Genomic DNA, 22,098 nt, shown 5'->3' on the forward strand with positions numbered 1-22,098 from the left:
GGCCTACAACGAGCCCGAGCACCTCGGGCCTACCGGAAGCGAACCACCATGACGCAGCACCACGAGCCTTGGCACAAGAACGAGGACATCTTCGAGTCACCCACCCGCTACGAGCGATACGCCCTTGCCCACCACGTCGCCGGACACCACTGGGCCGGCTCGCGAACCGGCCGGTTGATGTCGGCCGCCGGCCTGCACGCCGTGGACCACGACCAGTCCCGTTCTCGCCTCGACGGCGCCGGCGCCGCACTCGACGGCTCCGACACGGCGGGCCGAGCGAGCCGTGTCGCCCTGGCACTGCTGGTCGAGGGCACTGCCATCGAAGCAAAGGTCCACGACCTGTGCGACCTGCCCTTCGACGACATCGACATCATCGACGTGCTGGGCATCGCCGAACACGCCCGCATGGTCAGCAACGACCCGAGCGAATGCCAGTGTCCGCGCAGTTCCAAGGAGGTCCTCGAGCCGCTGCGCGACGAGGACTGGTTCTACCCGTGGGTCGAGCAGATTGTCCTGTCCTGGCCCAACATCTCCGAACTGGCAAGGACCCTGCACTCGGGCCGGGTGCTGGAGGCAGACCAGGTCCGGCAGATTCTGTATCGGCGGACAACATGACGCCCCCGCCGTGCCCCGGCGGCAGCCACATCGTGTCCTACCGAAACCCGGAAAACCCTGCTGACGTCCAGTTCCAGATGTCGTTCTGTCCACCACTGAAGAAACGTCGCGGTGGGGGTGAACAGCGTCAAAAAAGTGGGACTCCCGCCCGTTGTTTAGGGGTGTTCACCCGCATGGTGAAGTCCGCTCAGGAGCGACAGGACCCGCAGGAAACGGCAGCACAAGAAGAACCCAGCACCGATTGTTGAAAGCCCGGCGCCGGGCCTCGGTCATAAGCACCGCGGCCCGGGCGCCGCCGGCCGCCGAGCTCGCAGACCTCAGTGCTATCGCACCCACTGCTCTCGACCGCCACCGCACCTCCAATGCGACGCGACCCCGACGCGACCCCAACGCGACGCGACGCGGCCCAGCTCGCTCAGAGCCCTGAGCACACCCGTCACCCAGCCGACACCATCCGCCATATCTACAGGAGTTCCCTTGAACGACCACCTGGCCTCCCGCGAGGCTTCCTTCACCACCACCGCATCGGTCCCGCCCGGGCTGATGGCCAAGAGGTTTGACCGCATCAGTCGCACTGTGCTGACCACGGACGCGGACGCTTCTGCCAGCACCACCGGCAACGCTGTCACCCACATACGGCGCATCTCCTCCGCCGAGGGCAACAGTGGCATCGTCCTGTCCGACATCCAGCGCGCGATGCTCGACGCAGTCGAGGCATGCGAGGCACTTGCCTCGACCGAGGAAGCGACGGCGGTCGACGTCGCGATGCCGACGATGGCCGACCTCGTCAGCGTCCTGGACGCAATCAAGACGAACGGCGGGCTGTGACATGACTAGCCGTCACGACGACAAGTTCAACCTCGTCGCTCACGAGGGTGCCATCAAGTACCTGCCGCGTGCTGACATCGAGTTCGCCGAAGGCTACGAAGAAGAGGTCTACGACCTGGTCGTGAACCAGAAGCGGCCTGCTGCGTTCCTGGCTCGTAGCAGTATCGGGACCAGCATGCGAGGCTGCCGCGCGGCGGCAAACGATGCCTACGAGTTGCTCGAGTGGGTCGAACGGACCTACGGCATGAAGGTCCTGGACTCCGCGCCCACCATCGCGGAAATGACCGATGCCCTACGCCACCACGGCTACGAGGTCCGGAGCAAGACGCGCGACGGCACGCCGTTCACGAACCGGTACGTGGTCTTCGACTGCCTCGAAGCCGGGTACACCATCACGCTGGGCGTGGGCACCGTGGCCGTGGAGGACGAGGACTTCGAGCCACCCTTCCCCGAGCACGTCGCCCGATGGCTGAGGGAGACCACCCCGACGCCAGGCGCCATCTTCATGAAGCGCGTGGACCGGCTCGCGCGCACCGAGTTCGGCTACATCCCCGCCTACAAGGAGATGGTCCACATCAAGGAGACAACCGGCTCACTGCTGGTCGCCGACTCCCAACTCTTCAAGTGGAAAGTCGGCGACCCCGACTTCCCGAAAGTGCTCTCGGCGATGTGTCTGGCTGGCGCCCGTTCTGCTGAGGAGTTGAAGCAGGGCCGCTACCGCGCACAGCGACGTCGTACCGGCACCAAAATGGTCAACGGCAAGGTCTACACCGCCCTGCCGCACATCTGCCCGCCCGGCTTCATGCTCTACCTGGAGCGCAAGACGGGTCCGTGATGGCTGTCGACACTCCGGACTACTACCCCTCGCGCACCGAGGCCCTGAACCTGCCGGAGGTCTTCTTTGACGACGGCGTCACACGCGTCGACGCAGCGCAGAACGTCAGAGAAGCAATCGCCTCGCTCAACCTCGAAGGCCGCCGCTTGGCTCACCGCACCGAGTGGCTCACCGAGAAGCGGTTCTACACCCACGGCATGCAGATGGGCCGCGAGCCCGACATCTACTTCGGTGCGCCCAACCACGAGGTGGCCTCCTCCTTGACATCACTCGCGCTGGGCCTCGAACGAACCATCGAGCGCAACCTGTCGGTGTACCTGGACGGCACGCTGACCACGACCATCGAGGGCAAGAAGCACACCTTCACCGACCTGTGGCACCCCGACGGCAAACCCTGGGTCGACGACGAGACGAGGGCGCGGCTCAAGGACCTGTTCACTCGTAGGGCGAGAGCACGCCGTCCCGAGATTGCCTTCTCCTGGTCGGGCATGCCTTGCACGCTGGACGGCGAGCCGGCCGAACTCGTCTACCTCTCGCGGCCCAACGATGAGGAGACGACCTGGCTCGTGCGGCCATTGCGAACCGACCCCGACGACCCCGACGACCCCGACGACCCCGGCACGCCCGACGACACACAGCAGGGCAGCGACAGGTCACCTCGTCGTGCCATCTCGGTGCGCGTCCCTGACTCCCTGCTCACTGCCTCTTTCGTCGACGGGGTCATTGATGGCGACGGTCGGCTCTTCGAAGGACTTCTCGGCGAGGACGCTCGCCAGGCCCGTCTGCGTGAACTCGAAGCCTCACGCCGGCGTGCCGAGGAGGTCGTCGATGCGCTGCGCCGTGACATCAGGGTGCGCAGCAAGGAGGCCTACGCCAAGACCGGCACCGGTGAGTACCGGTTCAAGGAGCACACACGGGCAGCGATGCTCGAGGAGGTCGACGAACTCGGAGTCCCGCTCAAGGTGGCTGAGGACCGCCTGCTTGGATTCACCCGCGACATCGAGGCCGCCAAGTTGGCGCCGAAGCGCGGCGTGACCAACGCAGAACTTGCCGACCTCTCCGACGGATTGCGCAACCCGCGCACCGGCATGCCCCGACAGGTCCTGCGCCGCGCCATCACGGACCTCGCATTCATCAGCCAGCGCCTTCAGGCGGGGACTCGCGTCGGGTGGTCCATCTCTTGGAACGGAACGGTGGCCTTCAAGACCCCTGATGGGGTCATGACGCGACCGTTCAGCGGTCAGCACGGCTACGGCTTGGCCTTCGACGTCGAGACCCCGGCTCTGGGCACCCTTGCCGGCATGCGCAACGGGGTCCCGCTGATGTACGTCTCGCAGAGGGTCACCGAAGAGCGCATCGCTGATGTCGCCCGACTGTTCGACTGCGAGCCGCGAGACTTCCGTCCCGGCAACGTCTTGGAGCCGCAGCTGCTGCGGCTGTGGATGGCGGCACTGTTCGCGCGTCCTGCACGTGGTGAGCGTCCTGAGGACGTGGTCACGGTCGAGGACCTCCTGGCAGACGAGGAGTTGGTCGAGATGTTCGGCGGGCGTGAGGAGGTCCTGCACCTGGTGGAACGCATGCGCGCCGTGGACGCGGCCAATCGCGACGCCGTGTGGCGTGTACGCCAAGCCACTCGTGAGGCCATGCACCTCATCTGGGCCAACACCCGGCCGCGCCGCGAGGTGTCGCGTCCCGAGTGGAGCCGCCTGAGGCATCTGAAGTCCGCTCTCAGGCGAAACGGTCGACTCGAGGGCTGGGACTTCACCCAGTTCCTCACCCCGGTGCACAACCCCTGTCCTGCCTGTGGCAGCCAGTGGCTGGCGCCCACGCGGCTGCGCGAAGTCTCCGGCTACCTCTGCTTGGCGCCGGACTGTCGTCTGGACACTGCCGGGGTGCGCTGGCCCGGACGGTTCGACCGCTACATCGTGAACGCCCTGGACTACGTCGCGGCGGGTGTCGACCTCGACCTGCCCGAGGGCTACACGGGCGACTCGGCCGACCTCAAGGCAGTCGAGGTCGTTCCCATCGCACTGGCCAAGCGCGTCACTCCCCTGAGCGAGCAGGCCATCACCGACATCGCGGAGCGCTACCGGCAGGGCGAGCTGGTGCGCAAAATCGCCGCGGTCCACGCCATCCCGTTCTACCGGGTCTACGACGCGCTGCTGGTGCGCCAAGTGCCGTTGCGCAAGGAGAACACCTTCGGCAAGAACCGGCCGTCGACCAACGCCCGAGCCTGATACCCGTTCACCAGCCAAGCCGCTGGATGAATCATTGTTCGTCCCACCAGCCCCGGTCGCTTCCAGCGACCACCGGGGCTGCTGGCTCCTGGGACGGTGCCTCGTACGCCCTGACTCCAGGTAGCCGCTTCGCCGCGCCGCGCGCACGCCCACATCGGCCACCCCAACCTGTACTGGCAGTGGACACAGCACGGCCTGGGGGCCGCGATGCCTGCGTGGGGGCGACGCAGCTGCGGCTCACCTGCTGCTCGACGAGCAGTCGTGCACCCTCGACCTCGCAGGAATGCTCCAGGACTGGCCACGCGAGGTACTCGCTGATGTTCTGTTCGGCGGGAGGCCGTAGCCGTGCTCGGTCTGTAGTGCCTAGCCGGCGGTGTTGCGCACGCGGTCAGTGTCTGACGAGACCTGCTGCTGCTCGGTGCCGTCTGCACCGGGCGGGCGGACCAAAGGAGTCGAGGCCGGCATGAACGTGACCGCGGCCGACTTGTCGAAGACCAGCGGCACCGACGGTGTGGACAACAGCGAGATGCCTTCCTCGTAAATCTCGCCGACCGTCAGTTCCTTGCCCAGGGTCACCCAGCGCAAGTATGAGAGCGGAGAACACCGACGTAGGGCGCCGGCGGTCAGCGTCGAGAGCTGTGAGGAGCGGACAACCTTCTGTCCGGCAAGTTCCCACAGCACCCACTCGCGAACATTGGTCGCAAGCTCCTGGGTGGTCATGGGGTGCTCGCCGGAGTCATTACCACTGACCAGCGCCCGCGAGATTGAGTCGTCGTAGCGATTGAGCTGAAAGGGCACCCGAGGGCGACGCTGACGAAGCGCGGCGCGGTCGTCATCGCTGTTGCCGCTGGGTGTCGAGCCGAGCAGCACCTCGTCGCCAGGCCTGAAGTTCTTGACCACGAACCCGGGGGTCGGCGCCCAGTGGAAGTCCGGGAAGTGCCAGTGCTGAGCTGGCAACGCTGTTGCGGCCGGCGGGATGGGCGCCGTAATGGAGCGTGGGTAGAAGCGAGCAAGCATCTGAAGGGCCTCTGGCAGGGTGCGTCGAACAGCCGTCATCAGGTACAGAGCGTGTGCTGTCTCGTAGTGCTCGCGAACCCGACCTTCACTGCGTTGCGTGGCGTAGCGGAGGGACTGCTCGATGATGCGTCGCACCTCGCTCGCCGGCAGCACGGTCTTGTCCGGGTCTGGCGACGGCAGTCGCTTCATGTCAGGCAGCCCGAGAGCCATGGCGGTGTTGACCGAGGAGACGAGCTCTTCGCGCTGGCCTTCGGTTAGCACCTTGCGCAGGATGGACCGCAGGTGGCGCTCGATCGCGTGCGAGTCGTACCTGTTCGGACGCGGGTTCGGGTTGTCGACGGTCTGCGGCGTCATGACCATCACGCCCTCCAGCGGAGCACGCGCCACCTGCTCCACGGTGGTGAACTGCGCCTCGCACGACTCACACTTGTAGTAGCGCTCGAGCCGCTTCGGGTTGGCCCGCTTGACCTGGCGCGACGTCTGCGCCTTTCGACAGACCGGGCAGGTGAGGTCCAGTAACGGGCGCGCCATGGCCGCCACCCTACGGCTCGGGCGCCGGAAACGTCCACGGCCTTCTGCCCAAAGGTCGCTCATCAAGCGATTCCCAAGCCTGGTTATCTGCGTTGCCGTACGCCCGACCTTCGGCGACCAGCAGTTATTTCACGCAGGTAACTCGCTGACCGTTCCCAAGCAGGCCGTCATCGTGCCAGTCTGGAGGAACGAGCCGACCGGGGTGGAGTAGCCCCAACGAGATGTCGGCCCCGGGGGTGAAGGCCCGGGGCCGAACGCACGGCCCGTATCGCTCAACCGACCGTGCGCAAGCAACAGAAGGGGCAGACCGTGTCAAAGACAATCCTAGAGGTAACGCGCGGTGCGCGACACCCGCGAGCTCGAAGTCGTCGCATCGCGCGGCGCTGCCTGGTCGTCGGCGTGGCGCTACCACTGATGACCGCCGTCGGCGTCGCTGGTCCTGCCGGACCGGCGAACGCCGACGGCGTGACCTGGACCCAGTACGTCACCGGAACCGGCGGCGACGGGCTCTGGGTGCACAGCGGTGCGGGACTCTCCGCACCCACCACCGTCGTCCTGGCCGAAGGGACCGAGCTCAGCGTCGACTGCGTCAGCTATGCCGACACCATCGGCGGCACCGACCCCGCCTGGCTGCACATCACCAGTCCCACGCCGGGCTGGGTGGCCGACTTCTACGTCGACACGTTGTGGAGCAGCGACAACACCCTGGTCCAGCAGGGCCTGCCCGAGTGCGGCACCTCGTCCGAGCAGCCCGCCATCCCCGACGACGGCTCCTACGACTCCGGGACCGGGGTGCCGACCATCTCGGCTCCCTACGACCGCGATGCCGCAGCCCAGTGGGCCCTCGAGCACGCGACCGACGTGCAGAACGTCTTCTTCCCGGGCTGCACCTGGTTCGTGTCCCAGGCTCTGTGGGCCGGCGGACTCCCGCAGACCGAGCAGTGGAATGGCTCGGACTCCCACGGCCGGTTGAACCACCTGCCGGGCACCGTCGCCGCTACAGCCGTCGACGACTTCATCGACAACTTGCGCTCGACCTACCCGCTGACCACCGAGACCTACCTGTCGGCCGACGCGTTCCGCGCGAACGCGGTTCCCGAGGCCGAGGTCGGCGACATCATCGCCTACGACTGGGACGACAACTCCGACTTCGACCACCTCGCGATCGTCACCAGCATCGCCGAGGGCAGCTACCCCGAGGTTGCCGAGTGGGGTACGACTGACCTGTCTGAAGCCAGGGCGTGGATCGACTACAGCAGTCGAGGATGGACCTGGTCAGCCCTGGACCAGACCTGGCTCCAGGACCCGGACCGCGAGGACGCGACGCCGGGCGTCACGGCCACTCTCTTCCACATCGAGGCACCGACCGCCCCCACCTTCTGATCGGTCTTCACGACGACCCCGGCCCGCTCCAGGCCGGGGCCGTTGTGCGTCATCGGTTCGTCGTGCAAGCGCCTCGGAACAACGAGAACTTCTAGGATGACTACGCACTGGACATATACGTCTAGAGCGTATCGACTGCACTCATGATGCTCATCGTTCCGCGACGGCCTCTGGCGCAGGGGTGCGCACCGCCAAGCCTTTGGCAGACCAAGCGTTGGGGAGCACTGCAGCATGGGTGACCAATCGGGAGATGCGGTGGCTCCAAGCGTCTCCTCGGGGCCCAAGCCGGCGAGCCCCGCATCGGTCGAGCTTGGCAGGCGCGTTCGCGCGCGCCGCGAGGAACTGGGCCTCAGCCTCGAAGCACTCTCAGAGCTGAGCGTCCTGCACTGGACCTACATCGGCCGCGTCGAGCGCGGGATGCCGAACCCGACGCTGCACAGCATCCTTCGGATAGCCGACGTCCTCCAGCTCGACGCGGGCGAACTGATCACAGGACTTCAAGCCCCGCGCCCCGAGGATGCCTGAGAGTCCGCCTCCGGCCAACTCCCAACCACCCCCGACCACCCTGGGATCAGTGTCGCCGACACACCACCAAGGCGCACCTGATCAACTGGCAACCAACCGCGCCAAGCGCTGACCCTGCACGCAGACCTGCACGCAGACCTGCACGCAGACCTGCACGCAGACCTGCACGCAGACCTGCACGCAGACCTGCACGCAGACCTGCACGCAGACCTGCACGCAGACCTGCACGCAGACCTGCACGCCTGCTGGGCAAGGTCCGGACTCGGTGAGCGCGACCTACTGGTCCCTCAGGTACTTGCGCGCTCCGTACCACAGGCTCAGGACCATCGACGCATGGTCGGTCATGACGTCCTCCAGGTAGGACCCGTAGGTCTCAACGATCTCGCTCATCGGTCGCGGCCAGTCGTCAGGACTGAGCGCCTCCCGCTCGTAGGTGACCCGCATCGCGGTAGTAGCAAGCGCCGCGCTGTGCCTGAGCAGGTGCACCCAGGCCTGCGTCACACCGAGCAGGTCCAGGTCGATGTCGTCTCGAGCCGCGAACACCGACACGTGGAAGTCAACGACGTCCATGATTCGGCGAGCCGAGGGGACGCTGAGACCGACACCGGCCGGGACGACCTGGTAAACAGCCTCGGCATATCCCGCCGCACGCAGGCGGTCGTGCCGTTCTCGCACCGCGTCGACCTGCTCGGTCGTCTGAGCCGGTGGCGCAGTCGGACCGCTCGGTCCAGACGGCCCGGTGGGCACCACCGTCCAGCTGTCCGCGTGCTCCAAGCCCTCCTCGTACCAGTCCTCGGGGTCATTCGCGTCAGTCATCTGACTCTCACAATCACTTAGGTTGAGACGTATACGTCTCAACAACCGTAGCGAGTTGAGACGTATACGTCTAGGCCGCATAGTGCTATTTTGCGTAAACCGTTGTTGGCAAAGACCCGCGGCCCGGTGGTGCGGGCTGCGTGAGCCAGCAAGGGGGTCCAGTTGCGGCCCGGTCCTTTGGTGGGAACCGGGCCGCAACTTCTTCGAGACCGAGAACCCGTTGCTACCGGGAGCGCACGCGGCCTCGCATGCGCCGCGCCTCGAGCCGAATTTCTGCTCGCCCGGTGGTTGGTGCCGTTCCTCCTACCAGGGGCGTCGGCTACCTGGGTGACGTCAGGCGTTGATGAGCAGAACTCGCTGTCCCGCAGCTAGGTAGCGAAACCCCGGACTGGTGACGTCAGCGTCGACCTCGATACGCAGGGCCGCCAATGCTCTGTCAAGCACGACGCTGATCACCTGGGGTTCAAGATGGTCAGCCACTACAAGTGTCTGGTACTTGCGCGCATCCGAGGGGAACGCGTTGGGGTCGACGATGAGCGCCCCACCCACGGTCTTGGCCAGCGACCCGACCGAGGCCTCGCGAGCCAGTGCCCACAGTTCCGGCCTTTCGGCCGCGCGGCACAGGACCACGCGCGCGTCCTGAGCCGTGCGTTGCAGCACCTCGAAAGCGTCGGTCTGGTCGTTCGCGGCCATCCACCAAGCATCGCAGGTGCCGCACGCTCGCACGAGCAAGCGCATGAAGGGGCGTTGTCGCCGATTCGGGCGCTCAATGCGGGCCGCCCAGGCGGGCCGCCCCCCGCGCACGCCGAGGTATTCCTGCCTGATCCAGCGCTCGGCGGACCGCAGTCTGGGTGCGGTCGGTGAGCTCGGCTATCTGACGAAGAGACCGGCCTGCCTGGTACCCGGAGACGACGAACGCCACGAACTCCGCGCGCTGATGCGGCGACGGCTTGATGGTTGCGCTACCCCGAAACCGGGCTAGGGGCTCAAGCGTCGGTCGTGACGGATATGGCACAACCACCCTCCCTCTCGTCAGTGCGCCGACGCTCGATCAGACCAAACACGATACGAACTCAGACCGCGTGGCTGCAGTGCCTGACGAAGCGCGGACGCGAGGTCAGGGCGCGATCGCCCCGAAGACCGGCTCCAACTTGCGATAGCCGTCGGTGCGCAGCCACTGCGCCAGCGCTGCCCGGGCGGCCATCCGGTCACTCGGGTGCTGCTGCGCGCTGTCGATGTCCACGTTGTCGATGCGGTCGGAGCGGAACGTGACTTGGTGAATCGACCGGTTCGAACTTCCTACCCGCTCGAGTCCGCGTAGGTCGATGACGTCGCGCAAGCCGCCGTTGGATCGGATCAGCAACTGTGTCTGCCACTGCGGAGGCGATGAGGTTCCGAACATCGACCTGTACAGCGCGGCAGCTGTGGATCCGCACCGCCCCAGCACTGCGAGAAGGTCCACCGCCTCACCGAGCGTCAGCGCCGCGGGCAGGGGCGTTTCGTTGTGGCGTCGCCCACCGTAGCGGCGGTCCTGCTCGAGCTCGCGCATATGCAGTCCAAGCGATACTGAAAACTGAATCGCTCTATTAATTCCCGCGTCCACGATCTGCAGCCGTGCTCGCAGCTCGCCGATCATCCGCGCCGCGGGCTCACTCTCAGCGCTGAGCACCGTTTGCCCGGCCTCTACCCAGGTCGCGTTTCCCGCCTCAGTCAGCGTCCACAAGGAGGGGCGTTCGATGTTCCAGGTCTGTACAGCCTCATCAGTCCAGTCACCCAGCGCAATGAATTCCAGTGCGTCTTTGAAAGAGTCCTCGTTTGACTCCGTCAGGACAAGCTCGTCTGGGAGCTCGACGCCGTCAATCGGCAGGTAGAATCCGGCGCCGAAAGTTACATCAGGAAGCTCACTTCCCCCAGTGGGGACAAAACCATTTTGAAGGTCGACCATGGCGTGCGTCTCGAGACGCTTCAGCTCAGGAAGAGCCCCCGTGACGACCGGCAGATCGTTGAGATCGCGCAACAGCGCACGCGCCGCGACACCGCGAAGATTCGACCACGTGATGTCCTCATCGGTCGAGATCGGCAATTCGGCTGCGACAGCAAGCTCGTCCACTCGGTCCGCGATCCGCAAAACCCCCAGGCGCTGGCGAAACCTCTCTGCGTCGAATCCCATGATGCTGCGGGTTCCCGATGCTGGATCAGTCCCGATCTCGACAAAACGCGCCGCCAAAGTGTCCACGCCAATTCCTTCATTCGCGAAGGTTGCCAACCGTCCGTCTACCGTGGCCTGGTTGGTTGCTCGATCCAGCCAAGCCAACGCATGAGCACTTCCTAGCGTCAGGGCGTCGTCGCCGGCGCGTAGGTCTACCGACAGGATCGACCACGACATCGATAAGCACAGTGTGGCTATCACGTCTAGAACCGGGCTTGCAGTGCGCGCCGCCGGATCCCAGTCGCTGTGACGCAGCGACGCGAGCAACGCGGTGTAGATGCGGCGATCGGCCTCAGTGGCCTGAGCTGTACCTGCGGCCGACAGCACGTCGGCCACGCCCGTACGTAGCCGCGTCAAGTCGACGGCTGCGTCACCGTTAGTTTCGCCGGCACGCAGCAACAGGGCCGACAGCAGACCAGCTGGCGCGCTAGCCGAGGACCCGGTCGGCTGGACGTGGGCAAGGACGGGCAGCGCGACGACGAAGGCCGCAGCACACTGCTGTGCGGACAGGTCGGTGATGCCCGATCGCATACGACGCAGCACGCTGGCGATCTGCCGGACGTCGTGGCTGTGGCCCGGCCCTATCAGTCGCAGGACCCGAGCACCGTCAGGGCCGTTGCTCTGTCCCGATGCCCACTCCTGAAGGACCCCGGCGATGACGTGGTCAGGCATGGACTCCGCCTCCGAGTTGAGGTCGAAGTATCGATCGACGTAATCGGGGTCGCTGGCTCGGCGGCGCCGTCGTCGTTCGTCCTCTTCACGCCGCGCGGCGTCAGAGTCTCGAAGCAGGACTGGGAATACTCGCAACAGTGAGTGCTGGATCAATTGGTGTGCGCTTCGGGTGCCAATGCTGGGCGCTTGGCCGACACAGCGCTCGACGACCGCCCCACTGGACCAGTCGTCCAAGCGCGCCTCGTCGGTATCGACCTCAGCCGCTCCGCCCGGACTCGACCCGACCCCCGGATCCAGACGGATCTCGGTGAGTAGTCGGCGGTCCGCACTCACGGCGTCGTAGAGGCGGGGATACGTCAGTCGCAGCAGACTCAGGACCAGGAAGTCGACAACGTCGATGGTGGAGGGATCGACCAACGGAAGGTACCCGTACACCTGGGCCAGAAAGCGGGCGACCTTTCGAGGTTCGCGCAGCAGTTCTAGTAGTAAGCCCTCCCGCTCGACGGCCAGGCGCTGCGTCTGATCGTCATCAAGTAGGACGTTGAGATCGGTGAGCGCCGCGTTGAGCCGTCTGCTTAACAACTCCTCTATCTGGGCGCGACGTGTCGGCGGCTGGTCGAGCCGCACGGTGACCATCTTTTCCAGATAGGCCAGAGCCCGCAGTTCATCGCCGTTAGCCAATGCCGTGTGCTTGAGGACGTCGAGCAGTGTCGATTGGTCGTAAGCGATCAGATAGTGAACGTTGGGCAGGCGCCCCAGCACACGAATGGCCTTGAACGTCGCCAACAACTCCTGCGGCTGAAGGCGATCGATGTCATCGATGAACAGCAGGATCCGTTCGTCCATGTCTTGAAGCTGACCTGCGGCATCAAGCGCGAGGCGGCTCAACGAAGGTTGCTGTCCGGCGTCACCCAGTGCGAGGTCGGCCACCTTGGTGGCTAACCCCGCACCTGGCACGAAGGCGCCGACGACTGCAGTTGCGTACTTGCCGTACTTGAGCACGGTCTGGCGCAGGCGGTCGGAAGCAGGACCCGGCGGCAGAGCTGCGGCAATCGCATTGAAGACCTCGCTGGCCACCGCGTCGGGTCCGGACAGGGCCCACGGGTTCAGACGCTCCACCATCCACGTCTTGGAATCCAGTCCGCTGAGCGCGAAGTTGACGGTGCTCGTCTTGCCGCTCCCCCACGGCCCCGTGATGCCGATGACAGTGCTGCTGCTGGAGGCCTTGCCTACCTTGGCTATCAAGTCCGTGATGCTCTTGGCGAACGCCAGTCGGCCGAGCGCGTCCTGACGGCGCTCGACCACGGCATCATCGATCCACCACGTGGCGAGGCCCGTGGGGTCAGCAGATACTCCGGAGCCTGTCTCGGCACTCACGCTCATACCCTGACACGTGGACTCGGTTGAAAGTGCTGCCTGCTTCACGTGTTGTCCCGGTGTCAACGTGGATATCACCAATCAGGTTCATTCCCCTTGGTTCATGCGCATCCAGGCCCCGCACCTCACTCAGCCGCCCGAGGAGGACCTCGTCGGCGGAGGCGTCGCGCGTCCTAGGAAAGCAGGCACAGAACTGGCATGCCCAGCGCGACGACGAGACATACGGACCTCAATTGTGGACCGGCACCTGATCCAACTGCCACGTCCGCGCCCACCCGCGAGGCGTCGACGGAGCAGAAGCACAGGAAGGACATGGTCAACACAGCGACTTCTTCCTCCCCCGCTAGCCACGAGCCGCCAGCACGTGAGCCGCTCCTGGATCTCAGGGCTCTGGCCACATGGCTCAGTCTCTCAGAGCACACCGTTCGCAAATGGGCCTCCAAAGGGCCCGAGAGCGGCTTGCTCCCGCCCATGCTGCGCATCAACGGTCAGTTGCGCTTCCGACCCGACGACGTGCGCACCTGGCTCGAGCACCAGGAAGTCCGATGAGCCAGTGGGGTGTCTACGGCATTACTGCGCTCGACGCTGAACGTCGAGCAGTCGACTTCGACTCGAAGTCCGCCGAGGTCTGGGTCGTGCGATGGCGTGTCGACGGCCGCGGGCGCAAGCGCCTGTTCAAGACCAAGGGCTACGCGCGAACGTTTCGCGACCAGCTGCTCCGCGCCCAAGTCATGGAATGGGGTGCCGACACACGTGGGCGGCCCATCGACCCGCGCCACGTGAGCTCTGAAGTCGAGGCCTCAACCGGCAGCCGTCGATCCCCCAGCAACCTCGTGCCCGCCTCGACGGCCAGGGTGTCAATGTCAGTGCGCACATACTGCGAGACGGTCTGGTGGCCGATTGTCGGGCCCACCCTCGATGACAAGAATCGCTTAGGACACCGCGGAAACATGCGCCTTGCCATGACGCTGCTGACCTATCAAGCAGGAGATCCACGTGTGGGGGTACACGCCGGCGCTGAGGTCGGCGCCTCCATTCTGCTCAGCGACCTCCTGCCCGACGACCTTCGGCGTGCCGTGGTCGAGCGCCGCAGCAGCAATCTACGTACGCGCGCGGTCAATCTTCGCCGAATCGACGCCTCGTTCGAGGCTGCAGGTCCCGGCGGCCCGCGCGAGGTCGAGGTCAATCCCGAAAGAGCATCCGTTGCCACGGTTCGCGCCTTCTTCGTAACCATGCAAATGATCGTGCGCGCAGCGATGCGAAGTGGGCACACTCACGGCGATCCCCTTGCCGGGGTCAACGCGCTGGCCCCTGCGCCACGCGCCGCGTCCATGGTCAGCCGTGTCGTTCCCTCAATCGACGAGGTGATGGACCTTGCTGACGCGATCGCCGACCTTGGTCCACGTCGGGGGGCTCACAGATCGGGCGACCGGTTGCGGAGCCTGATCATGGTGGCGGGCACGCTCGGCGCGCGCCCTGGTGAACTTGTCGCGCACCGACCTGAATGGATCACCTGGTCGGATCCGACCACATTGCGCTTCGAGCAGACCGAAGCTTCCTTCTACGACCGCGAGACGGGACAGGGCGGGTCGAGAACGCGACCGCTCAAGCACCGCGAGACCGGCGAGTTTCGACAGGTCCCGGCGATTGATGCCGTACGCGACGCGTTGAGCACCCATATTGAACGCGGGTACACCGGGCATGGTCGCACCTGGACCAGTCCGTCAGGACGAGGTCGGTTGAACTGGGGCAATCTGACTGAGACCTACTGGCGCCCGGCCTGCGAGCGCGTGTTTGGAGGAACCGAAAAGCGCGAGCTCGTCACGATGCCTCCGAAAACCCTTCGCAAGGCCGCGATCACGTTCTGGCTCGATGCGGGTATCAACCCTTTCCTGGCTGCCGAATGGGCAGGTCACAGCGAGGATGTGGCAAAGCGGTACTACGCCGGACGTGCTGCGGCGTCGTTTGCTTCCGAAGTTGCGAGGCTGGGCCAGCACTGGCAACGCGATTGACTCGCGTGCCTGTGGATGCATTGCGTCTACCGGCCGTACTTGCCGGATCGGCCGGGGCCATGGACTATTCACGCCATGGCAAAGACGACGATTGTGCACGTAACCGACGACCTCGATGGCTCGAAAGACGCCCAGTCGGTCACCTTCGCGTTCCAAGGCGTCGAGTACACCATCGATCTGGCCAAGAAGAACCTGTCCGCGTTTGAGAAGGCGCTCAAGCCCTACATCGAGGCTGCCACTCGCGTGCCGGCACCTTCGAAGGCTCGGAGTGCGAAGTCTGGTGCTGCGCGGACGACAGCAAAACGGTCGGCGGGTGCTGACTACGCCGCCATCCGTGACTGGGCCAGGAGCGAAGGCCTCGAGGTCTCAGACCGCGGGCGCATTCCCAGGGCAATCGCGACGAGGAGTCGGCCAACGTCATCGACGCGCTGGGCCGCGGCGCCATGGCGGGCGGGCGGATCGCGATCACGGTCGGCGCCCTGCTGATCGCGTTCATCGAGCAGTACGGATCGCGCTCGGCCTGATCGTCTGGGTCCTATGCTCCGGCCCGGCTGTCCACACTGACAAGCTCGCAGGACCCGGCGGTCCGTCAGAAGCATTCCGAAACTTCGGGTGTCCGCTTGCGCCCAACTCGACTCGGGGCTGGCGGCGTCATGAGATTGAGCGCTGCCGCCCGCCGGCGACGTCAGGTCGAGCGGTGTCGAAGCAGCGCACTTCCTCCCACAGCGCGTCGAGGGATAGCCCGAGCACGTCAGCGATAGCCGCGATGGTTGGAAATGCCGGAGTGGCCACGCGACCAGACTCGATCTTGCGCAACGTCTCTGGCGAGACTCCCGCCTGGAGTGCGGTCAGCATCATGGGCCGCTGCCCGCGCTCTCGTCGAAGGATCTCTCCGAGGCGGCGGCCACGTTCGACCTCTTCTGGAGTGAGTGGCAGACGGACCATGGCGCCGATACTAGTGCGGGATAACATTGCCGGGATAGTTATTGGAAGGACGACCGGAGGTCCTCATGATTGAAATCCTGACCCCGCTCAAGGTGGAGCGGGCCAGGCACACAGGCGCCTTGGTTGGCTCCATCCTGGCCAACATCCGAGCCCGCGCCGAGGTGGGCACCAACCTGCTCGAGATCAATTCATGGGCCCAGGCCATGATCGTCGCCGCCGGCGCCGAGTCGTGCTACGTCGACTACGCGCCGTCGTTCGGACGCGGTCCTTTCGGCCACTACATCTGTACCGCTGTCAATGATGCGGTGTTGCACGGCCTCCCTCACGACTATGCGCTGATGGACGGCGACCTGGTGACCTTGGATTTTGCTGTGGCGCTGAACGGCGTCGCGGCCGACTCGGCGGTCAGCTTCGTCGTCGGTCAAGCGTCCGTCGAGAGTCGCGAACTCATCGAGACAACTGAGCACGCGCTAGCGGCCGGCATCGCAGCGGCTCGACCCGGAGCACGAATTGGCGACCTGTCGTACGCCATCGGCACAGTCCTCAGCGACGCGGGCTACGAGATCAATACCGAGTTCGGCGGTCATGGCATCGGATCGACGATGCACCAGGACCCGCACGTGTCGAACACCGGCCGACCCGGTCGCGGCTTCAAGCTGCGTCCCGGCTTGTTGCTGGCACTCGAGCCTTGGATCATGGCCGACACCGCGAAACTGGTGACCGACCCGGACGGCTGGACACTTCGAAGCGCAACGGGATGCTGCACAGCCCACAGCGAGCACACGATCGCCATCACAGACGACGGTTGCGAAGTTCTCACACTGCCCCCGGGCTGAGCGCGCGCAAAGCGGGCCTACCGCCTGATCGAGTCCACTACGCCGCGACACGCAACGTCCCAGTCCCCGGGTCCGCGGCGCACCCCGACTACACCTCGACTTGCTCGAGAAGGTCCTCGGCGCGTTCGACACTGCCATCCTCCAGTCCGCGAGCGATCGCGCGACGAGAAGCGCCCAGTAGCAGGACGCCGGCGACGAGCACGGCCGACTCGGTGACGGTCAGCGCCCACACGATGCCGTCCAGCCCAAACCAGAGCTTTCCCAAGATGACGATGGGGACGAACAGGATTCCCTGGGTCAGCGACATGGCGGTCGCGGCCCCTGCGCGTCCGGTGGCCTGAAAGAGCGACGTGATGAGACCAGGTTGGATCAACGTTCCAATAGTGTCAAGGCGGATGCGTGGTCGACGCCCTCTGCCCGTACCAGACCTCCTCCGCCGTCCTGCGTTGTCACGACACGGCGGCACGCGCGACATCAGGCAGAGGCCGTCTGCGCGCTCAGATTCGCTTCCCGCGCTCGTCGGCATCACCGTCCTCGTGATCTGCTGCGGGTTTAGCTGCTGCAGCCACGATGACCGCGAGCAGAGCACCCGCTTGCGCTGCGCGCTGTGAACTCGGACGGCGCGACTTCCGTTGTCTCACCACCAGCGCAGAGCCGTCGACACTTCGTCCGCCTCCAGCACCCGACCGCGGCCCGGTGCGTCGGCCAGCGCCGCAATCTCGTCCCAGTCACGCAACGCATGCCAGGTGGCTTCGCGCAGCCACACCTCCTCGCCGAGGAACTGAGCCACTCGCGCCGAGGAGTGGCAACCCCTTCCGCTCGCCATCCACCAGCAGTCGCTGAGATGCCCACGCAACGAACCCCAGTTCAGGTCCTGCGTCCCGAAACCGAAGTCGGCTAGTCGGTGCAGGTCTCTGGCGAACTCACCGCTCAATGCCTCGATGAGCACGGCCGTTGCCTCTACGTTCGCCGCTGTGGCGGGTACATGTCGCCCGGGAAGTCTCAGGGACAAGCCCGCAGGTCCCAGTGGTTGGTTCAACCTCCAAAGACCCCAGTAATGGCCCGCCACGTGGTGGGCGCGGGCATAGGCCCCATAACGTTGCTCGTCGTAGAGCAGGTTGGCGTCGATATCTCCCCAATGACCCGTCACTACATCGCGCGAGTTGCTCATCGGCGCAGCACCCTCAGCACCTCGTCCATCTCCAGCACCCGACCGCGACCCAGCAGATCAGCCAGCCCTGCCAGGCCAGCCCAATCACGCAGCAGCTTGCGACCGGTCCCGGAGACCCAGTTGTCGTGTCCGATGAGCGCCTCGACGCTCCCGGCCGGAGCCCGACAGCCGCGGGCACGCGCATCGCGATGGACTGACCTGCAGTGTCCGCGAATGACTTTCCAGTCGACATCAAGGTCGAAGCAGAAGTCGATGTCGGCGTCGGCACAAACGGCTGCCTCGATGGCGAGCGCCTCCACTAGTACGGCGGATGCCTCGACGACCGCGGTCCTCTCGCATTCGGCCGCGATCAACGCCTTGTTCTGGACGAGGTGCAGACCGGCGGCGTGACGATTGAAGGAAAGTCGGTGGCGGGCCCAATGATGGCCGGCCACATGGTGAGCGGCTGCGTACGGTCCGTAACGCCGCGGGTTGAACAGAAGAGCTGACCCGACGTGTCCCCAGTGACTGACCGGTCCGACGCTCATGTCGCACTTTCGAGGGCTACGAGATATCCACAGCGAGGTCGGCGGCGTCGGTTCGTCGTGTGCATGTGGTGGATCGTGCGATCGTCTGGCTCGAGCTGTCACCCTGGTCCGACCCTTGAATGGAGTCACACCTGGACTATCCACAGCACTGCGGTTCAGACCCTGCTAAACGACACGAACTTCGAGACCTGTCCGAAAGGCCTCAGGCGTGGATCCGATGTCTGGCCGCTGGGCGCCAGCAGCTTGCCGTACTGCCGATCTTTCGCCAGTCGTGTGAAGTGGGGGCTCGACGAAGACTGGACAGGGCATCGCCGCGCATGTGCTCATCGCGCGGTGGGCCGCGCACCACCGGCCGGGCGCCCGGATTGAGATAAACCGTTGCCAGATAAAGTCATCTGGATACGGTCTGCATCACCCCACTGGGAGGCGCGACACCAAGAGGCACATCAAGTTGGCCCTAGCTCATCGTTGCTACTCCCGCAGCCTTGGCGCAAGCGAAGTGGGCTGCTTGGCGTCGCATGGCCCAGTCGTGGGCCAAGCGTTGGTGGCGGCTGAGCGGGTCAGCCAACAGACCCTGACCGCACGGTACGAGGAGGAAGTGCATGAAGGTCAAGGCGATCTTCGAGTTTCCCGTGCCCATCTGGTTGATGACCGACGTCCTCGACACCATCTATCCCTCCGGTTTCAAGGCGCTGCGCTTCGATGTCGTGATGCCACGCGACACCGCGCCGGCCGGCGAACCACCGCCGGGATTCGAGACCGTGCCGCAATCCTCAACCGCGGGCTCCGACACGGTCGAACCGTTGACGGTGTGGACCCAGGAGTACGGCGCATTCATTCCCGAGTCGTTGAAGCCAGCCACCACGGTGCAGCGGGTCGGCATCGTGGAAGTAGACGGGCCGATCCCCGCCCATATGACCTGGTTCACCCCGGACTCCCAGCTGGCCGAATACATCAATCCCTGGTTCGACCAAGTCCGCACCTGGGTGGAGATCCACACCGGCCAGGATCTCGACCCTCACCACCGCGTCTACGACGCTGAAGTGGTTGGCTCCGGACTGACATTCATCGAGCCGGACCACGACAGCGCCATGAGTCTGACAATTGCAACACCAAGCGTCCTGCCGCTGCGGGCTGAAGCGTGGCGCCAGATCCTGGGTTCCGTCCGAGACGGCGTTGAGCCCCCACTTGAGGAAGTGCTGAGCCGAGACGCTCGAGCTGCGCAACGACGAGGGCACGAGCGCCGCGCGATCCTGGATGCAGCCACCGCAGTCGAGATTGCTCTTGGACGTCACGTTCGCAACCTGTCCAGCACGTTGCCCACCAATCAGAGCAAGCGCATCACGCCCCGGTCTGCTCTGGGTGACTACATCTCCATCGCCGAGCACTCCGGCCTGGACCTTGCGGTGCAGGTCCACAAGCTCCGATGGCTGAAGGACCTGCGTAATGACGCCGCCCATCGCGGCGAGGCGCCTAACAACTGGCACACCGGCGCCGTCGTTCAACTGATGATGGACTTCCTTGGCGCGCACGGAATCATGCGCCGAACAGGTGAGCGGGAGCCGGACGGCAGCGAGTGGGTCATCGCCGAAGCCGAGGATGCACCGCCGGCCACCTGACCCTGCTTGATCACCTGCCTGACCACTGGCCTGACCACTGGCCTGACCACTGGCCTGATCACTGCCGTCACCGTGACGTCTTCGAACTCCGCCTCGTAGAGCCCTCCACCTAGACCCCCCGGCCGACTATCGTCATGCGATGGGCGACGAGCCGGGGCACGACGACTGGGGCGCGCGGACGCCCGCGCTGCTACGAGAGTTCGCGTCCGATGTCGCGACCGGTGGAGCGCGGCTCTTCCGATGTGATGGGACGTCGGCCGAGCTCAGTCGCTACCGCGCTGGTGACAAGTCGCTCGGGTGGCACGTCCCCGGCACTCCAACCGTGGGTGACCTGCTCGTCGGTACCGTCGGAGCGGGTACCGGGCGCATGATCGTGAACGTCAACCGCGTCACGGGTATAGCGGGCGCCGCCAGTGACCGAGCGTTCCTCTGGGAGTTCGCCAGCGACGCGCCGATCCAGCCCGTCGTCCGCTGGAGAGACGTCGCAGCGCGAGCGTGGGTGAAGATTGAGGGAAAGGCGGCGCAGGCTTTCCTCGAGGACCTGCTCGACAGGGTCGAGCATTCCAGTCGAGTCGCCGAGGCCGAGGGCGAGCGAGCCGTGGCGACGTGCCGCCGCCGCTCCAGCGCGAATCGCGTCCAGGCGCTGGACGCCGCCAGGGGTCTCTGCGGCGGGTGCCAGAGCAACTTCCGCGATCTTCTCGGTGCTCTCGGCGACCGCGTGCTTGACGTTCATCACCTGGTGCCACTGTCCCACCGGCCTGAAGGGGTTCTCACGACCGGCCTCGACGACTTGATCGTCTTGTGCGCGGTCTGCCACCGCCTGCTTCACACGGACCCGAGGTTGGACCTCGAAGCCCTTGAAGCCGGCTGGGCTGTGACAGGTAGGTTCGGTGAGCGCGGACACGACGCCTGACGGTGCACCGATTGCGTCGGCAGGCTGGCGAAGACGAGCATGTCATCAGCATCCTGCGCCGCACGCTGGGCGGCGCACTCGAAGAGAAACCCGCGAAGACGAAGGGCGAGGTCGACCATCATCGGTCGACCCCGCCCCGGGCTGCCAGCCCTCGCCTGAAAAGGTCAGGCAGGCATCACCCATCCCAACATCTCGTAGCCGGCGGCGTTGCGCGCCGACAGCGAGAAGACGTGCACGCCGTCGTTGTCACGCTCGCTAGTCGAGGCGGCGCTGTCACCACCAAGGGCGATTGCAACGTGCCCAGCGGGGTTCGTGCTGGTGGCACCCCAGAAGACCAACGCGCCCGCTGGGATGTCGGTTGAGGCCGGGTGCTTCTCGAGGTTAGTGGTGTTCCAGAAGGACACCGCCGAGGAGTTGTCGCCAGCGGTTGCGGTGATGTCCACGCCCGTTGACGCGTACGCCTCGCGCACCAGACGCTGGCAGTAGCCATCGTACGACGTGTCGCCCATGCGAGCATTGATGTAGTTGATCGCGTCAGCCTCGTCCGGAGTCGAGGTTGCCGACAACGGCGGGTTGGTCGAGTAATCGTCGGAGGCGTAAGCCTGCTCGGCACCGGTGCCGAGCGCGGTGAGAGCACCGACAACAGCGGTGGCTGCCATGAAGCGGGTCAGTCGCGATGTGCGATTCACAGTTCGTCCTCTCGTCGTGATTGGGCTGTCGACTTGGGTTGATCGACGTCTCAACCATGTGCAGGTCGCGACGTATGAACCCAAGGACAGTTCGATGCAGTTGGAGGAAACTTGCAGGTCAGGCGCGCAATTCGGCGGTTTGCCGCCTCCAACTGTTGGAGCCGCAGACGTCTCGACGAGTCGACAATCCCCGAAACGTCCTTGCGAACTTTCTCCGCACCGCGATGGATGGTCGTCAACTCGTCGAAACCGCGCCTTAGACCAGCCTCGGCGACAAGAATGTGGTCGTGGGGCCGGCCGGTCTGCTCCGCACAACAACACTGCGTGCCGCGCAGCACTGC

The 22,098-nt window shown here is 65.4% G+C and carries 23 protein-coding genes; 12 read left to right on the forward strand and 11 right to left on the reverse strand.

The genetic code is table 11. The features are described 5' to 3' along the window. Window positions 1-48: 48 nt before the first annotated feature. The 4 genes from ABFT23_RS02075 (at window position 49) to ABFT23_RS02090 (ending at window position 4,515) form a co-directional block, all read left to right on the forward strand. A complete protein-coding gene (locus ABFT23_RS02075; RefSeq protein WP_347892215.1) occupies window positions 49-615 on the forward strand; it encodes a hypothetical protein in 567 nt (188 codons plus the stop codon). A gap of 477 nt (window positions 616-1,092) precedes the next feature. After that, window positions 1,093-1,443, forward strand: coding sequence for a hypothetical protein (locus tag ABFT23_RS02080; RefSeq protein WP_347892216.1), 351 nt, complete (start codon window positions 1,093-1,095; stop codon window positions 1,441-1,443). A 1-nt stretch (window position 1,444) separates the two neighbouring features. Next, complete coding sequence (locus tag ABFT23_RS02085; RefSeq protein WP_347892218.1) at window positions 1,445-2,278, forward strand: hypothetical protein; 834 nt, start codon at window positions 1,445-1,447, stop codon at window positions 2,276-2,278. After that, complete coding sequence (locus tag ABFT23_RS02090; RefSeq protein ID WP_347892219.1) at window positions 2,278-4,515, forward strand: hypothetical protein; 2,238 nt, start codon at window positions 2,278-2,280, stop codon at window positions 4,513-4,515. The genes ABFT23_RS02085 and ABFT23_RS02090 overlap by 1 nt, the downstream gene beginning before the upstream one ends. A 363-nt stretch (window positions 4,516-4,878) precedes the next feature. Here ABFT23_RS02090 and ABFT23_RS02095 read toward each other — a convergent pair whose 3' ends face one another. Beyond that, complete coding sequence (locus tag ABFT23_RS02095; RefSeq protein ID WP_347892220.1) at window positions 4,879-6,063, reverse strand: hypothetical protein; 1,185 nt, start codon at window positions 6,061-6,063, stop codon at window positions 4,879-4,881. Window positions 6,064-6,528: 465 nt separating this feature from the next. On the opposite strand from ABFT23_RS02095, the gene ABFT23_RS02100 reads away from it, so the two are divergent. Both ABFT23_RS02100 and ABFT23_RS02105 read left to right on the forward strand, forming a co-directional pair. Then, window positions 6,529-7,446: an amidase domain-containing protein gene (locus ABFT23_RS02100; protein WP_347892222.1), complete on the forward strand. Its 918-nt coding sequence runs from the start codon at window positions 6,529-6,531 to the stop codon at window positions 7,444-7,446. Between the two features lie 231 nt (window positions 7,447-7,677). Then, entirely contained in the window at window positions 7,678-7,971 is a 294-nt protein-coding gene (locus ABFT23_RS02105) for a helix-turn-helix domain-containing protein (protein WP_347892224.1), read from the forward strand. 81 nt (window positions 7,972-8,052) lie between these two features. On the opposite strand, the gene ABFT23_RS02110 is transcribed toward ABFT23_RS02105, so the two are convergent. From ABFT23_RS02110 to ABFT23_RS02125, 5 genes are all read right to left on the reverse strand, one after another. After that, on the reverse strand, window positions 8,053-8,211 hold the full coding sequence (locus tag ABFT23_RS02110; RefSeq protein WP_347892226.1) for a hypothetical protein: 159 nt from the start codon (window positions 8,209-8,211) through the stop codon (window positions 8,053-8,055). Between the two features lie 36 nt (window positions 8,212-8,247). Next, on the reverse strand, window positions 8,248-8,787 hold the full coding sequence (locus tag ABFT23_RS02115) for a hypothetical protein (RefSeq protein ID WP_347892227.1): 540 nt from the start codon (window positions 8,785-8,787) through the stop codon (window positions 8,248-8,250). A 333-nt stretch (window positions 8,788-9,120) separates the two neighbouring features. Beyond that, complete coding sequence (locus ABFT23_RS02120) at window positions 9,121-9,480, reverse strand: hypothetical protein (protein ID WP_347892229.1); 360 nt, start codon at window positions 9,478-9,480, stop codon at window positions 9,121-9,123. A gap of 73 nt (window positions 9,481-9,553) precedes the next feature. Then, window positions 9,554-9,808, reverse strand: coding sequence for a helix-turn-helix domain-containing protein (locus ABFT23_RS22575; protein ID WP_457622844.1), 255 nt, complete (start codon window positions 9,806-9,808; stop codon window positions 9,554-9,556). A 96-nt stretch (window positions 9,809-9,904) separates the two neighbouring features. Beyond that, entirely contained in the window at window positions 9,905-13,045 is a 3,141-nt protein-coding gene (locus ABFT23_RS02125) for a KAP family P-loop NTPase fold protein (RefSeq protein ID WP_347892230.1), read from the reverse strand. A 312-nt stretch (window positions 13,046-13,357) separates the two neighbouring features. Between ABFT23_RS02125 and ABFT23_RS22580 the strand changes: the two genes are divergently transcribed. The 3 genes from ABFT23_RS22580 (at window position 13,358) to ABFT23_RS02135 (ending at window position 15,543) form a co-directional block, all read left to right on the forward strand. Then, on the forward strand, window positions 13,358-13,594 hold the full coding sequence (locus tag ABFT23_RS22580) for a helix-turn-helix domain-containing protein (RefSeq protein WP_457622846.1): 237 nt from the start codon (window positions 13,358-13,360) through the stop codon (window positions 13,592-13,594). Then, the gene (locus ABFT23_RS02130) at window positions 13,591-15,057 is read left to right on the forward strand and encodes a hypothetical protein (protein ID WP_347892231.1); all 1,467 of its coding nucleotides are present in this window, start codon (window positions 13,591-13,593) and stop codon (window positions 15,055-15,057) included. The genes ABFT23_RS22580 and ABFT23_RS02130 overlap by 4 nt, the downstream gene beginning before the upstream one ends. Window positions 15,058-15,132: 75 nt before the next feature. Beyond that, entirely contained in the window at window positions 15,133-15,543 is a 411-nt protein-coding gene (locus tag ABFT23_RS02135) for a histone-like nucleoid-structuring protein Lsr2 (protein WP_347892233.1), read from the forward strand. Window positions 15,544-15,708: 165 nt separating this feature from the next. Here the strand turns inward: ABFT23_RS02135 and ABFT23_RS02140 are convergent, their stop codons facing one another. After that, window positions 15,709-16,002 carry a helix-turn-helix domain-containing protein gene (locus ABFT23_RS02140; protein WP_347892234.1) on the reverse strand — a complete coding sequence of 98 codons (294 nt, stop codon included), beginning with the start codon at window positions 16,000-16,002 and terminating at the stop codon, window positions 15,709-15,711. Window positions 16,003-16,067: 65 nt separating this feature from the next. Here ABFT23_RS02140 and map point away from each other — a divergent pair, with 65 nt between their 5' ends. Continuing rightward, window positions 16,068-16,838 carry a type I methionyl aminopeptidase gene (gene map / locus ABFT23_RS02145; RefSeq protein WP_347892236.1) on the forward strand — a complete coding sequence of 257 codons (771 nt, stop codon included), beginning with the start codon at window positions 16,068-16,070 and terminating at the stop codon, window positions 16,836-16,838. Between the two features lie 88 nt (window positions 16,839-16,926). On the opposite strand, the gene ABFT23_RS02150 is transcribed toward map, so the two are convergent. The 3 genes from ABFT23_RS02150 to ABFT23_RS02160 all read right to left on the reverse strand — a co-directional run bounded on the left by ABFT23_RS02150 (window position 16,927) and on the right by ABFT23_RS02160 (window position 18,536). Beyond that, complete coding sequence (locus ABFT23_RS02150) at window positions 16,927-17,145, reverse strand: hypothetical protein (RefSeq protein ID WP_347892238.1); 219 nt, start codon at window positions 17,143-17,145, stop codon at window positions 16,927-16,929. A 330-nt stretch (window positions 17,146-17,475) separates the two neighbouring features. Then, on the reverse strand, window positions 17,476-18,009 hold the full coding sequence (locus ABFT23_RS02155) for a hypothetical protein (protein WP_347892239.1): 534 nt from the start codon (window positions 18,007-18,009) through the stop codon (window positions 17,476-17,478). Further along, window positions 18,006-18,536 (reverse strand): hypothetical protein, encoded by a 531-nt coding sequence (locus ABFT23_RS02160; protein ID WP_347892240.1) that lies wholly within the window; start codon window positions 18,534-18,536, stop codon window positions 18,006-18,008. Before ABFT23_RS02160 ends, ABFT23_RS02155 begins: the two co-directional genes overlap by 4 nt. A gap of 602 nt (window positions 18,537-19,138) precedes the next feature. Here ABFT23_RS02160 and ABFT23_RS02165 point away from each other — a divergent pair. Further along, complete coding sequence (locus tag ABFT23_RS02165) at window positions 19,139-20,155, forward strand: hypothetical protein (protein ID WP_347892241.1); 1,017 nt, start codon at window positions 19,139-19,141, stop codon at window positions 20,153-20,155. Between the two features lie 139 nt (window positions 20,156-20,294). Beyond that, complete coding sequence (locus tag ABFT23_RS02170; protein ID WP_347892242.1) at window positions 20,295-21,068, forward strand: HNH endonuclease; 774 nt, start codon at window positions 20,295-20,297, stop codon at window positions 21,066-21,068. Between the two features lie 164 nt (window positions 21,069-21,232). On the opposite strand, the gene ABFT23_RS02175 is transcribed toward ABFT23_RS02170, so the two are convergent. Continuing rightward, window positions 21,233-21,757: an NlpC/P60 family protein gene (locus ABFT23_RS02175; RefSeq protein ID WP_347892243.1), complete on the reverse strand. Its 525-nt coding sequence runs from the start codon at window positions 21,755-21,757 to the stop codon at window positions 21,233-21,235. Window positions 21,758-22,098: the final 341 nt, after the last annotated feature.

The sequence above is a fragment of the Nocardioides secundeburneus genome (genome assembly GCF_039939255.1).
Taxonomy (GTDB): domain Bacteria; phylum Actinomycetota; class Actinomycetes; order Propionibacteriales; family Nocardioidaceae; genus Nocardioides.